The following is a 12,926-nucleotide window of genomic DNA, read 5'->3' on the forward strand; positions in this document are numbered from 1 at the left end:
GGAAGATGAATATATTTGGATTAGTGTTTTTTACGATTTTAACATTATTACTAGCATATTATATTGCGGTTAATATTTATCGGTTTTTTAAAGATAAAAAGAAATATGGTAGCGAAGCAAAGCGGTTGCCAAAAGATTTTACTTATTCACAACGAATATTTATTGCAAAGTTTAAGCGAAATTTATTAGAACAAGATGAAAAAGAAATTAAAAAGTAGGTTTTAGAAAATGTTTAAAAAAATAATTATTGAGTTAATTGAATTAATTTATCCAACTGCCGATTTACCACCCCAAGTTGTATTTTTGTTTTCAATTTTAATAATTGTAATGCTGTTCTCTGCCATTATTTTTCTACTCTTTTGACCTTTTAAGCGGTAATTATTATGTTTTTATTTGCTTGAAAAGATTTAGATTGAGAACAAATAAAATTGTATTTTCGGGATTTATTTATTCAAATTACAACTATCCCGGCTCGTATTACTGGTGGTAAAGAAATTAATTTAACTCAAAAAACACTTTGACTTTTAGTAGCAAATATTGCCTTTTGAATGGTGTTAGTATTCATTGTTTTATTTATGGTTATTTTATTTTATAAGGTTAAATCATATTTTGTTTAGAAAGGGGGTGATTATATGTTAATAAATTTCTTAGTAGAAGGAAATACATCAGGAGCAATTACTGGTGAACAAGCGGTTACTAACTTATGAAAAGCATTAATTAAAGCATTTGGTAATATTTGAACTGATATTATTGGTGGTAATATGCCAAATGTCGTTAATTTCTTTGCTACATATTGAGTTTTCTTGCTTGGTGTGATTATTGGTTTATTTTTAATCGCTTTCAAAATGTTTGAAAAATTAATGCCCGGTAGATAATAATAAAAATAAAGAAAGTGTGATTTACGGATGTTATTGTTTAAGAAAATAAATTTAAGATTATATGATTTTGTTGCTTTAAATCGCACTTTATTTATTATTGCGTGATTCTATGGTGCGATTTTGCATTATTATAATCCTCAGAGTTGACGAATGCTATTTGATATTATTTATTTATTAATTGCTTTGTATATTTTATATACTAAAATTTCTCATTTCTTTGCTCGTCGAAGTTTTATTAATTTCTTATTAAATTCACCCTTAAATTTAGTCATTGGTGCCTTAGGGACTGGAAAAACTGCTTTAATGGTTTTAGCTTCTTACTTATTAAGTGGTTGAAAAACGATTTCTACTTTTCCGATTACAGATAAACAAATGCTTTCATTAGGGCATATGTCACTTTTAGATTATAATTATCCAATTTTAGATGAAAAACATTTACTGTTATGAGATGAAACTAACTTATTTTTAGAAGGAACTGATTATAAAGAAAATGATAGAGTAACCCAAGGTTTACAAGAATATTTCGCTTCGGCTCGGCAATTTACCCATATCGTATTAGCAAGCGGACAACGAGCTGAACATATATGAGTTAAAGTTCGTGATATTGCGAATTCAATAATTGTTGGTATTAGAAAAAAACCAGTTAGTATTTTTCGACCCTATTTACAAGTTATTTACGGCACTTTTAAATCGGTAAGCGAATACGAACAATGACGATTAACTCTAATTAATGCTAAAAATGATAAAAAAGGTCGCAAAATCAAGTATCGTAGTATTCCAGAATTAGACATTTATTTCTTTAAATTGAAAATTCCGATGTCAATTTTAAACCTTTACGATAATAAATATTTATCATTCTTGCGTGAATTAAGTAATCGTGCTTTGAATGATAATTATCAACATAAATTTTGAAATGATAATGTAATGGATATTGAAGCATTAGAATATTTAAAGATGGAAAAATTCAGTAAAATACTTACTAAGTTAAAAAATAATCTGAAGAAGAAAAACAAGTAAAGGAGTTTAAAAAATGGAAAACTTAGAAAAAATGGCTAGTTTAATTGGCGATATGTTTTATAAAGTTTTTGATTTAATTTGAACTTTAACCATTCCCGGAACAGATATTCGCATTATTATTTTTCCGCTAATTATGCTTGTGATAAATCTTGTAATTGGCGGCATTTTAGGTATTCATATTGAACGACCAAAAGTTGGTTTTCGTAAAAAATACCAAAAATCAGTTGCTAATTGAGGAACTAAGAAAAAATCATCTAGTGGTCCGATTAAGAAATTTAGTGGTAATAGCCCTAAAAACAGACCGTGAGTTAACCAACACGGACGGCGAATAAAAAGGTAGGTTTTTAGAATGTTTAAATTAATAATATTATTTATTCTTGTTGCTGTTTTTTCTATTTTTGCTTTAAATGACTTTTTAGGTTTATGAGCCTATGTGCGTGAGGGTTTAGAATATTTTAATAAAGTTCTATCAAGTAATATTAAAATTTTAGATTTGTTTAAACCAAGGATAAGGTTATTTTCTCAACATCCGATTTTCCAAATTTTAGGAACGATTTGTATCTTATCAACAATATATTTAATTTTAAAGATTTAAAAAATGAAAAAGTTAAAAAAAATATTAGGTATTAAATGATTTAAAAGCGTTTTAGGTTTTATACATTTTTTTATTATATTTCATAGATTTATTACTCTAATTTAAATATTTTTAACAAAAATTCGAACTAACACAGATGAGTTTTTTAAAGATTTTATATTGTTTGATTTTCAAAATGTAGTTCTTAAGATGTATTTTTGATTATTAATCGTTTATTTGTTAATAACTGGTATTAAGTTAATTATTAGAGGTTATTACTTTAATAAAGTTTTTAGAAAGCATCAAATGCAAGTTACTAATTGTGAATGTCCGCAACATAGTCAATATAAATTTTCTGATGCTTTTAAAGCAATAAAAAAGAATTTTAAAGCGTGATGAGATGGATAAGATTATTTCTTGATTTATTATAATGTTTATTAGTTTGGTGCCGTTAGGGGCGTTTTTTGATACAAAACAACCACCAAAACCTAATATCGAACAATTCTTTATGAAACGACAAAAATGAGCTATAAACCCCAATCAATGTGGTGAAAGTTGTGAATTGAAATTTCAGGAAATCAGTATAATCAGTTTCAAGATAAACTTGATTATTTAATGATACAACGCCGAGATTTTGATAAATTTAATTATAGTTATTTATATTGAGTGCCAATTTTTAATTTCTTTGATGAGAATTTTAAATATATGAGTGAAATATCAATTAAATTAAATGGTTTTAAACAAAATAGTAAACTTAGTTTAAGTCGCAAAAATTCATATCCTTATCCTGATATGATTGAAAAAGTTATTTTTAGATAACTTTCCTTTTCTAGTTTTGGTGATGTTATTACTATAAAAACTGAGCATGGTAGCATTGTGAGTTATAATGAGTTTTTAGAAAATGGTAAATCGCTTTGAAAATCTGGGTCTCGAACAAGTTTTGGAGGAGATTTTATTAATACCTTTTTTGGACAAGTTAATTATTATGGTAATACTTTCCATTTTTTACGCTATGATGACAAATTAAAATTTGATTTTAAAGATTTTATGCTCCATTATCAAAAAGATTTAACTATTGATTTTATTAATGGGTTATTTAATAAACTTTATAAAGTTTTAGGTGAGTTTTTTGTGCAATTCTTTTATGCGAGTTTTGATACAGATGCCTCTACTTATGTAGAATTAGATTACAAAGGAATGCAACAAATTCCTAAAAATGTTTTACAAATGGGTTTTTTCTATCGTTCCTTAATTACCTTTTATCCCAAACAGTATTTAATTAATTTTGATTCAACAATAGAAAATAGTAAGAATATGATTTTTCGTTCGTATTTTTTTGTGAAAGATAAACAAATTGCTAATGATTTTAAAACTGGTAAAAGTTCTTATCAAATAGATTTTAATGTGTTAAAAGCATATGATAACCAATTATGGAATGTTACTAGCAATAAATTGCATTTTTACAACGCTAAAGTTGATGTCATGTATGGGATTAATATTTTTACGCTAACTTTTCCACTATATAAAAAGAAAAATGAAAGTACTGAATATCATTATTCTTTATACGATTTTAACATTTTGAATTCAACAGCTTTTATTGGTGGCGGAATAAGCGGGTAATATGGATGACTTAATTCCAACACCTAATTGTTCTTATTGAGGCTTATTTAGTGCCATATCTTGTGTCATTCAGCACGCTTCTGTTAGTATGTTGAACTGATTACTTGGTCTTTCTGGGATTAATTTTTTAATTCGCCCCCTTGGGGATATTGCCAAAACAACGATTAATTTTACCAAAATCGCCTTTCCAGTATTTGAAGTCATTCCGGCGTTTCAGATGTTATTTGAATTTGTAGTACCATTAGCAATTTTGTTAATGATATTAAAAAAGTTTTCTTAAATGTTTCTGGATTTTTCTTTATGCGAAAATTTTTATCAGCTTTAAATTTAATGTGTGTAGTGTTTATTTCTGGATGTAGTAAAAATATCAGTAATTTTAAAAAATATGATTTATCATTTCCTGAAATTTCAAATAGCTATTTAACGATTATTCGTAATTTTGATAGTGTGACTGGTATAGATATTAGTGATGTTAAAAATCAATTACCCTCTGATATTGTTGTTCCTAATTCTGATTTTGAAGATTTACTTTAGTAATTTAATAACCATTCTTGAAAATCGTATTACAAAAAATACGATTTTCTTAATTTAAGGAGTTTAAAAATGAAATATATTATTTCCCAAGCTGATTTAGCAGATTTAAAAGCAAAAATCCAAAGTTGATTAAGTGCTAATTGCCGTAATCCTTATTACTATAAAACTAAAAAACGCATTACTGCCTATTTAAATTTATGCACTTATTTTTATATGGAAGAAACTACTTTAACAAAACTTATTAAAAAATATTTTAAGAATGCAACGAGAACCTTTTATCGGTGGGCAGAAAAAATTATGACCGCTTATTATTCTGACAATTTAGATTTGTTATTGTTTAAAACTACAAAACCACAAAATCTTAATTATCAATATAGTTTAAATTCTCGTGAAAAAGTATGTGATTTATATTTTGATTACAAAAATCTTCAAGCCGGTGGAATGTGGTCTTTATTTAATAATTTAAAAATCGGTTTTCACGATATTAAAAATTCAGAAGTTCCAAAAAATATCAAAACTTTTTATCGTTGAATTAAATCCGACCCTCGTTGAAAAGAATTAAAGCAGCAAAACAAACAAACAAAACTCCATTTTAAGCGTTATGAAGTCTCCGAGATTGGTCTTTTACAAATGGATGCTAAAATAATTACTACATCAAATTTTATGGTTGATAAAAAATATTATATTTATGATTTCATTGACGAAATGACACGAATAGTATCTGGTTATGTTTATGATAGTTTAGGAACTAACAATGCTATTAATGCCGTGCAAAGAGCAATGAAAGATTTCGGCGAACTTGGTATAACAATTAAACGCCTTCGTACTGATAACGCCCCCGAATTCACTACCACTAACTGAAGTAATAAAAAACCATACAAAGTAAAAGAAAGGCCTTTTACGACCTTTCTTTCAAAACGGAATTGTTCACGAAATCACACCAATCCGTTCTCCTCAGAGCAATGGAAAGATTGAACGATTCCACCAACATTATAGCAAATTATTTTATGCTAAGGACAAAAAATTAAATCAAAATGAACTTCAACATTATATAAACAAATATTATTATTTTATAATTCAACGCCATCATATTGTCGTTCCTAATTCAATTTTGAAGATTTTGAATATGGTTTTAAATAATTATGATTATAATGATTTTTCATAAAAAATTTAAACTTGTTGTACTTGTTCCAATTAAAGTGATTGTACTAAAAAACTTAACTTTCCTATTTTTCTTATTACTTCACGAAATTCAATATTACCATCAAATCCTTGTTGATGACCTATTTGCATTTCCGTTAAAAGTTATTTTCATCATTATTTATAGTAATTTCTTGTGGCAAAAGATTGTTTGTTTTAATTTTTCCATAATTTCAAGTACCTAAAAAGATGATGAACAATTATTACCAACTGCAATAACTAAAAATGATGGTGAATATCAGTATAATCAGTTTCGAGTAAACTAAATTATTTGATGAACAACGCCTTTATTTTGATAAATTTAATTACAGTTACTTATATTGAGTGCCAATTTTTAATTTCTTTGATGATAATTTTAAAATCATGAGTTAAATTTAAATTATATTAAATGTTTTTTAACAAAATTGTACAATTAGTTTATGTCTCAAAAATTCATATCCTTATCCTGTTATGATTGATAAAGTTATTTTTATTTAACTTTCCTTTTCTAGTTTTGGTGATGTTATTACTATAAAAACTGAGCACGGTAGTATTGTGGGTAATAATGAGTTTTTAGAAAATGGTAAATCGCTTTGAAAATCTGGCTCACGAACAAGTTTTGGAGGAGATTTTATTAATACCTTTTTTGGACAAGTTAATTATTATGGTAATACTTTCCATTTTTTACGCTATGATGATAAATTAAAAACTGATTTTAAAGATTTTATGCTTTATTATCAAAAGATTTAACTATTGATTTTATTAATTTTATTTAACAAAATTTATAAAGTTTTAGGTGAGTTTTTTGTGCAATTCTTTTATGCGAGTTTTGATACAGATGCCTCTACTTATGTAGAATTAGATTACAAAGGAATGCAACAAATTCCTAAAAATGTTTTACAAATGGGTTTTTTCTATCGTTCCTTAATTACCTTTTATCCCAAACAGTATTTAATTAATTTTGATTCAACAATAGAAAATAGTAAGAATATGATTTTTCGTTCGTATTTTTTTGTGAAAGATAAACAAATTGCTAATGATTTTAAAACTGGTAAAAGTTCTTATCAAATAGATTTTAATGTGTTAAAAGCATATGATAACCAATTATGGAATGTTACTAGCAATAAATTGCATTTTTACAACGCTAAAGTTGATGTCATGTATGGGATTAATATTTTTACGCTAACTTTTCCACTATATAAAAAGAAAAATGAAAGTACTGAATATCATTATTCTTTATACGATTTTAACATTTTGAATTCAACGGCTTTTATTGGTGGCGGCATAAGCGGTAATGTGGATGATTTAATTCCAACACCCAACTCTGTTCTTATTGAGGTTTATTTAGTGCCGTATCTTGTGGTATTCAGCACGCTTCTGTTAGTATCTTAAATTGATTACTTGGTCTTTCTGGGATTAATCTTTTAATTCGCCCCATTGCTGATATTGCTAAAACAACGATTAATTTTACCAAAACTGCCTTTCCGGTATTTGAAGTTATTCCGGCGTTTCAGATGTTATTTGAATTTGTAGTACCATTAGCAATTTTGTTAATGATATTAAAAAAGTTTTCTTAAATGTTTCTAATATTTTTATATAAAATATAATTCCTTTGAAAGGAGGATTTTTATTTATGTGAAAATTTTTATCAGCTTTAAATTTAATGTGTGTAGTGTTTATTTCTGGATGTAGTAAAAATATCAGTAATTTTAAAAAATATGATTTATCATTTCCTGAAATTTCAAATAGCTATTTAACGATTATTCGTAATTTTGATAGTGTGACTGGTATAAATATTAGTGATGTTAAAAATCAATTACCCTCTGATATTGTTGTTCCTAATTCTGATTTTGAAGATTTTGAATATGGTTTTAAATATTATGATTATAATGATTTTTCAACCAGAATAAAAGTTAGAGATTTTTATAAATCTAATGCGACAAGAGTTGTTAAAGATAGCTTTCCTATTGTTTCTTATTATGAGAAATATTTTATTGATAAACTTGTTGATGTTAAAATTACATTTTCTAATCAAAATTATTATCAGAACTGAGTTATAACATCTTTTTCTGCCAAAATGCTTTAGTAATTTAATAACCATTCTTGAAAATCGTATTATAAAAAATACGATTTTCTTAATTTAAGGAGTTTAAAAATGAAATATATTATTTCCCAAGCTGATTTAGCAGATTTAAAAGCAAAAATCCAAAGTTGATTAAGTGCTAATTGCCGTAATCCTTATTACTATAAAACTAAAAAACGCATTACTGCCTATTTAAATTTATGCACTTATTTTTATATGGAAGAAACTACTTTAACAAAACTTATTAAAAAATATTTTAAGAATGCAACGAGAACCTTTTATCGGTGGGCAGAAAAAATTATGACCGCTTATTATTCTGACAATTTAGATTTGTTATTGTTTAAAACTACAAAACCACAAAATCTTAATTATCAATATAGTTTAAATTCTCGTGAAAAAGTATGTGATTTATATTTTGATTACAAAAATCTTCAAGCCGGTGGAATGTGGTCTTTATTTAATAATTTAAAAATCGGTTTTCACGATGTTGAAAATTCAAAAATTCCAAAAAATATCAAAACTTTTTATCGCTGAATTAAATCTGACCCTCGTTGAAAAGAATTAAAACAGCAAATTAAACAAACAAAATGCCATTTTAAGCGTTATGAAGTCTCCGAGATTGGTCTTTTACAAATGGATGCTAAAATTATTACTACATCAAATTTTATGGTTGATAAAAAATATTATATTTATGATTTCATTGACGAAATGACACGAATAGTATCTGGTTATGTTTATGATAGTTTAGGAACTAACAATGCTATTAATGCCGTGCAAAGAGCAATGAAAGATTTCGGCGAACTTGGTATAACAATTAAACGCCTTCGTACTGATAACGCCCCCGAATTCACTACCACTAACTGAAGTAATAAAAAACCATACAAAGTAAAAGAAAGGCCTTTTATGACCTTTCTTTCTAGGAACGGAATTGTTCACGAAATCACACCAATCCGTTCTCCTCAGAGCAATGGAAAGATTGAACGATTCCACCAACATTATAGCAAATTATTTTATGCTAAGGACAAAAAATTAAATCAAAATGAACTTCAACATTATTTAAACAAATATTATTACTTTTACAATTTTGAACGCCGTCATTCACCAATATTACCATCAAATCCTTTGTTTAATGACCTATTTGCACTTCCGTTAAAAGTTATGCTTTCATCATTATTTATAGTAATTTCTTGTGGCAAAAGATTGTATTGTTTTAATTTTTCCATAATTTCTTTAATTAAAATTTTAAATGATTTTTCTTCATTACTTGTGTTTGTTATTTGTGAAATAATTTCACCATAAATATTTTGTTTTAAATTTAATGTTACTTGTGCCGAAACTTCTTCTAATGAAGCAATAACTTTAATTTTTTTATTTGGTTCAACCGCAATTTCTTGCGACGGCAATTCTACTTCTAAAGATGTTTTATGTTCTTGCGTTTTACTATTTGAAAAATCAAATGTATTACTTAAAGTTTTTGTTTCTGAAGATGTATTTGCTTTGGAAGAACCATAATTGCCTCCAACTCCGGCAGTAGCAGAAACTTCTGCAAAAGGTCATATTTCTCCACTTGCACTTAATTCAATACTTCAATTATGTTCCATACTTGAAGTAGAAGTTTGTTCCGTTCTTTTTTCTTCACTGTTTGTTTTACTTAAACCTGTAGTAATTTGAGAATTTATAGTTGTTTCTTTTGTATATTTACAACTTGGTGTTTTCATATTCTGTTTTGCAGATAAATTATGAAATAATGTGGTTGTTACAAAACAAATACTTTTACTATTTTTATTGTATGTTGTTTAAATACTTTTTGTTACTGTTACATTTGAATATATTAGATTATTTGTATTAATATCTTTAATTTCTTTTATAGTAATTCCTTGATTTTTATCTCTAAAACTTAAAAATATTCCTTTTTTAATTAATTCATCTAAATTAATAATTTTATTTTGTTTATTATCTATTACATAGTAAATTTTCTTTTTATCAAAATATTTATTACTATTATTTTTTGCTTTTATTGTAGCTGATGTATTTTTTTTATTAATTACTTCTAATTGCAAAATATCTAAATTAGGATTTAAAAATTTAATTCATTCAAAATAGCTGTATCACTATTTTTATTAATATTTTCTAAATTAATTATTTTAATTAATTTATTTAAATCTTGTCTGATTGAAAAAGAAACTTTTTTATTGCCGCAATAAGAAGAGCTATTATTTTTTGCTTTAATTGTAGCTGATGTATTTGTTTTATTAATTACTTCTAATTGTGAAGTATCTAAATTAGAATTTTTGAATTTTACTACTGTTAGAATTGTATTTTGATTATTATCATTTAAAGCCCCTAAACTAGTATTTTTAATAAATTCTTCAATATTTTCAAATTTATTGCTAGGGCAACTATTAAAACATTGTAATGCTACACTATTTTTGTTTAATTGCCCATCATCCCAAATTTCCATGTAAAGTCCATAATTTATTTTTGAAGACATATATTTATTATTAATCACCGAAAAATCATTCCATATAGCTTTAGCAATTTTCCAATATTCACCTCTAGAACATTCATTTTCATTAAAAGCTATATTGTCAATTATATTAATAAACTTAGGTTTAAATATATCATAATTACTACTTTCGTTATATATTTTTTGAATTTTTATTCAATTTTCTCTAGAAAATCAAGGTCAATAGTTACATTTGCCACTTCAAAAACACTGTCTATTTATTCTGTTTTCATTACGCGATTGACTGTTTCAGCTTCTTTTACTTCTATTTAAATTTTCTAAATTATTTGTTTGTAAATAATTAACTTCATTTTTTGCTGGAGTTGGTGCATTTCCAAGAATTCCCGACATTCCGCTTCCTGCTATTGTGATTGTTCCTAAGAATCCTAGTAATTTTTTCATATTAATTAACTTCCTTTTCGTGAATTTTTACTAATTAATAAAATTTACCAAATAATCAACAACTTTTCTCCAAAAAATTAATCTGTAATTTCTTTACCTTGAATTTTATAATTTATCATTCCTTTTTTAAAAAAATGCTTGTACTTGTCATAAGTCTGTGGTATATTACAAGTTTATTTAAAGGCTTGTAGAAACCATATACATATGACAAGATTTTGGTTTCTACAAACTTGCTGTTAATTAATAAATAAATACGAGCTCATTTATTTATTACAAGAAATATAAGGTTAAATTAATATTTATTATTTTTAGTTATGCCTTGTATTTTTTTTGTGCCTTGATAGTAATAAACTAAGTTAATTAGTAAACGAAGTTTACTAACAAATTTTGTTAAACATAAATGTTTAAAAAAATAAATATTTAACTTAGTTAGATAACTAAGCTAAATATAACTTAGTTTAATATAACTAAATATATTTGTAAGGAAGGTATGTATGTGAGAAATATTGAAAATATTTTTTTAAATACTAAAAAATATCTTTTAAAAGAAACACAAAACGCAATTCTTATTAAAGCACCAGAAATTCCGTGATTTAGTAATCCTATTGGTATTTGATTTTCAAAACGATTTGTTTATAAAGGCAAATATGAAAATTCTATTTGTATTGGAATAATTAGAAATGGTGAATATCAGTTGGTTTCAGTTAATAAAAAAGAGCAGGAGTCTAATTTGATTATAGGACAAGAATTGTTAAATTTTTTTATTGCTGAAAAAGAGAACGATAAAAAGGATGTAAGTTTTAATTATTTTAAAAATTAATTTTAAAGGTTTTTTAAGGCGCCTTAAGAATAGAGGTAAAAAAAATACAACACACCACACCATCTTGGTTGATGTTTATGGTGGCAAAGCGGCGCGGAAAGCGTATGCTCCGCCCGCTAGTTATGGATGAGTTGAGTTATTTAACTAAGTTATTGCATTTTTTTGATTTGATGTAGTAAAAAAATAGTTTTGGAGTTTTAGAAATGAAAATGTGAGTTAGTGTGGATGAACCACCTAAAAATTATTGTCGAAAGTTTATATATTCTATTAATAAAAAAACTGGATTAGAACAAAAATTTTGAGCGTCTAAATCTGCAGTTGAATCTGTTAGAACTGATTTAGTCGGTGATAATTGACTTTGTGTTGATATTGCATATTAAAAAGATTAGAAAATTAAGGAGAAAAGAAAGATGAGTATATTTGGATTAGTATTTTTTACGATTTTAACATTATTACTAGCATATTATATTGCGGTTAATATTTATCGGTTTTTTAAAGATAAAAAGAAATATGGTAGTGAAGCAAAACAGCTACCAAAAGATTTTACTTATGCACAACGAATATTTATTGCAAAGTTTAAGCGAAATTTATTAGAACAAGATGAAAAAGAAATTAAAAAGTAGGTTTAGAAAATGTTTAAAAAAATAATTATTGAGTTAATTGAATTAATTTATCCGACTGCCGATTTACCACCCCAAGTTGTATTTTTGTTTTCAATTTTAATAATTGTAATGCTCTTCTCCACAATTATTTTTCTACTCTTTTGACCTTTTAAGCGGTAATTATTATGTTTTTAGTTGCTTGAAAAGATTTAGATTGAGAAATGACAAAATTGTATTTTTGAGATTTATTTATCCAAATTACAACTATTCCGGCGTGAGTTTCTGGTAAAGAAATTGATTTAATGAAAGAACCACTTTGACTTTTAATAGCAAATATTGCGTTTTGAATGGTATTAGTATTCATCGTCTTATTTATGTTTATTTTATTTTATAAGGTTAAATCATATTTTGTTTAGAAAGGGGGTGATTATATGTTTAGAATTTTTCTTGATGGAGCAACAACACCACCAGTAGCAATTACTGGTGAACAAGCGGTTACTAACTTATGAAAAGCATTAATTAAAGCATTTGGTAATATTTGAACTGATATTATTGGTGGTAATATGCCAAATGTCGTTAATTTCTTTGCTACATATTGAGTTTTCTTGCTTGGTGTGATTATTGGTTTATTTTTAATCGCTTTCAAAATGTTTGAAAAATTAATGCCCGGCAGATAGTAATAAAAATAAAGAAAGTGTGATTTAAGTGATG

At 25.9% G+C, this 12,926-nt stretch carries 23 protein-coding genes and 1 pseudogene; 21 read left to right on the forward strand and 3 right to left on the reverse strand.

Annotation, left to right across the window (positions count from 1 at the left end; all coding sequences use genetic code 4):
- Nucleotides 1-5 precede the first annotated feature (5 nt).
- The 16 genes and pseudogenes from I5Q57_RS08745 to I5Q57_RS09530 form a co-directional block, all read left to right on the forward strand.
- Complete coding sequence (locus I5Q57_RS08745) at nt 6-218, forward strand: hypothetical protein (protein WP_215826147.1); 213 nt, start codon at nt 6-8, stop codon at nt 216-218.
- A gap of 165 nt (nt 219-383) precedes the next feature.
- Nucleotides 384-617 carry a hypothetical protein gene (locus tag I5Q57_RS08750; protein WP_215826162.1) on the forward strand — a complete coding sequence of 78 codons (234 nt, stop codon included), beginning with the start codon at nt 384-386 and terminating at the stop codon, nt 615-617.
- Between the two features lie 15 nt (nt 618-632).
- Nucleotides 633-875, forward strand: a complete 243-nt coding sequence (locus I5Q57_RS08755; protein WP_215826149.1) for a hypothetical protein — start codon at nt 633-635, stop codon at nt 873-875.
- 30 nt (nt 876-905) lie between these two features.
- Nucleotides 906-1,895, forward strand: a complete 990-nt coding sequence (locus tag I5Q57_RS08760) for a hypothetical protein (RefSeq protein ID WP_215826150.1) — start codon at nt 906-908, stop codon at nt 1,893-1,895.
- Nucleotides 1,896-1,908: 13 nt separating this feature from the next.
- Nucleotides 1,909-2,235 carry a hypothetical protein gene (locus I5Q57_RS08765; protein ID WP_215826163.1) on the forward strand — a complete coding sequence of 109 codons (327 nt, stop codon included), beginning with the start codon at nt 1,909-1,911 and terminating at the stop codon, nt 2,233-2,235.
- A 9-nt stretch (nt 2,236-2,244) separates the two neighbouring features.
- Nucleotides 2,245-2,490 (forward strand): hypothetical protein, encoded by a 246-nt coding sequence (locus I5Q57_RS08770; protein ID WP_215825582.1) that lies wholly within the window; start codon nt 2,245-2,247, stop codon nt 2,488-2,490.
- Nucleotides 2,491-2,679: 189 nt separating this feature from the next.
- Nucleotides 2,680-2,877: a hypothetical protein gene (locus tag I5Q57_RS08775; RefSeq protein ID WP_215826164.1), complete on the forward strand. Its 198-nt coding sequence runs from the start codon at nt 2,680-2,682 to the stop codon at nt 2,875-2,877.
- A gap of 147 nt (nt 2,878-3,024) precedes the next feature.
- Nucleotides 3,025-3,288, forward strand: coding sequence for a hypothetical protein (locus I5Q57_RS08780; protein WP_215826165.1), 264 nt, complete (start codon nt 3,025-3,027; stop codon nt 3,286-3,288).
- 57 nt (nt 3,289-3,345) lie between these two features.
- Nucleotides 3,346-4,089, forward strand: a complete 744-nt coding sequence (locus I5Q57_RS08785) for a hypothetical protein (RefSeq protein ID WP_215826166.1) — start codon at nt 3,346-3,348, stop codon at nt 4,087-4,089.
- 1 nt (nt 4,090) lies between these two features.
- Nucleotides 4,091-4,369: a hypothetical protein gene (locus I5Q57_RS08790; protein WP_215826167.1), complete on the forward strand. Its 279-nt coding sequence runs from the start codon at nt 4,091-4,093 to the stop codon at nt 4,367-4,369.
- A gap of 20 nt (nt 4,370-4,389) precedes the next feature.
- Nucleotides 4,390-4,623 carry a hypothetical protein gene (locus I5Q57_RS08795; protein WP_215826168.1) on the forward strand — a complete coding sequence of 78 codons (234 nt, stop codon included), beginning with the start codon at nt 4,390-4,392 and terminating at the stop codon, nt 4,621-4,623.
- Nucleotides 4,624-4,692: 69 nt separating this feature from the next.
- Nucleotides 4,693-5,619 carry an integrase catalytic domain-containing protein gene (locus I5Q57_RS08800; protein WP_215826169.1) on the forward strand — a complete coding sequence of 309 codons (927 nt, stop codon included), beginning with the start codon at nt 4,693-4,695 and terminating at the stop codon, nt 5,617-5,619.
- Between the two features lie 738 nt (nt 5,620-6,357).
- Nucleotides 6,358-6,552: a hypothetical protein gene (locus I5Q57_RS08805; protein ID WP_215826170.1), complete on the forward strand. Its 195-nt coding sequence runs from the start codon at nt 6,358-6,360 to the stop codon at nt 6,550-6,552.
- A 57-nt stretch (nt 6,553-6,609) separates the two neighbouring features.
- On the forward strand, nt 6,610-7,194 hold the full coding sequence (locus I5Q57_RS08810) for a hypothetical protein (RefSeq protein ID WP_215826171.1): 585 nt from the start codon (nt 6,610-6,612) through the stop codon (nt 7,192-7,194).
- Between the two features lie 241 nt (nt 7,195-7,435).
- The gene (locus I5Q57_RS08815; RefSeq protein WP_215826172.1) at nt 7,436-7,888 is read left to right on the forward strand and encodes a hypothetical protein; all 453 of its coding nucleotides are present in this window, start codon (nt 7,436-7,438) and stop codon (nt 7,886-7,888) included.
- A 630-nt stretch (nt 7,889-8,518) separates the two neighbouring features.
- Nucleotides 8,519-8,926: pseudogene (locus I5Q57_RS09530) on the forward strand (DDE-type integrase/transposase/recombinase); the annotation flags it as partial.
- A 35-nt stretch (nt 8,927-8,961) separates the two neighbouring features.
- On the opposite strand, the gene I5Q57_RS08825 reads toward I5Q57_RS09530, so the two are convergent.
- The 3 genes from I5Q57_RS08825 to I5Q57_RS08835 all read right to left on the reverse strand — a co-directional run bounded on the left by I5Q57_RS08825 (nt 8,962) and on the right by I5Q57_RS08835 (nt 10,793).
- A complete protein-coding gene (locus I5Q57_RS08825) occupies nt 8,962-9,603 on the reverse strand; it encodes an ETX/MTX2 family pore-forming toxin (RefSeq protein WP_215826173.1) in 642 nt (213 codons plus the stop codon).
- Nucleotides 9,604-9,681: 78 nt separating this feature from the next.
- Entirely contained in the window at nt 9,682-9,945 is a 264-nt protein-coding gene (locus tag I5Q57_RS08830) for a hypothetical protein (protein ID WP_215826174.1), read from the reverse strand.
- Between the two features lie 17 nt (nt 9,946-9,962).
- Nucleotides 9,963-10,793: a hypothetical protein gene (locus I5Q57_RS08835; RefSeq protein ID WP_215826175.1), complete on the reverse strand. Its 831-nt coding sequence runs from the start codon at nt 10,791-10,793 to the stop codon at nt 9,963-9,965.
- Nucleotides 10,794-11,289: 496 nt separating this feature from the next.
- Here I5Q57_RS08835 and I5Q57_RS08840 point away from each other — a divergent pair, with 496 nt between their 5' ends.
- The 5 genes from I5Q57_RS08840 (at nt 11,290) to I5Q57_RS08860 (ending at nt 12,892) form a co-directional block, all read left to right on the forward strand.
- Nucleotides 11,290-11,613, forward strand: coding sequence for a hypothetical protein (locus I5Q57_RS08840; RefSeq protein ID WP_215826176.1), 324 nt, complete (start codon nt 11,290-11,292; stop codon nt 11,611-11,613).
- A 203-nt stretch (nt 11,614-11,816) separates the two neighbouring features.
- Nucleotides 11,817-11,993: a hypothetical protein gene (locus tag I5Q57_RS08845; RefSeq protein WP_215826177.1), complete on the forward strand. Its 177-nt coding sequence runs from the start codon at nt 11,817-11,819 to the stop codon at nt 11,991-11,993.
- A gap of 30 nt (nt 11,994-12,023) precedes the next feature.
- Nucleotides 12,024-12,236 carry a hypothetical protein gene (locus I5Q57_RS08850; protein ID WP_215826178.1) on the forward strand — a complete coding sequence of 71 codons (213 nt, stop codon included), beginning with the start codon at nt 12,024-12,026 and terminating at the stop codon, nt 12,234-12,236.
- A 164-nt stretch (nt 12,237-12,400) separates the two neighbouring features.
- The gene (locus tag I5Q57_RS08855; protein WP_215826179.1) at nt 12,401-12,631 is read left to right on the forward strand and encodes a hypothetical protein; all 231 of its coding nucleotides are present in this window, start codon (nt 12,401-12,403) and stop codon (nt 12,629-12,631) included.
- Nucleotides 12,632-12,646: 15 nt separating this feature from the next.
- Nucleotides 12,647-12,892, forward strand: coding sequence for a hypothetical protein (locus I5Q57_RS08860; RefSeq protein ID WP_215826180.1), 246 nt, complete (start codon nt 12,647-12,649; stop codon nt 12,890-12,892).
- The last annotated feature ends 34 nt before the right edge of the window (nt 12,893-12,926 follow it).

It is taken from the genome of Spiroplasma endosymbiont of 'Nebria riversi', assembly GCF_018831625.1.
Taxonomy (GTDB): Bacteria; Bacillota_I; Bacilli_A; order Mycoplasmatales; family Nriv7; genus Nriv7.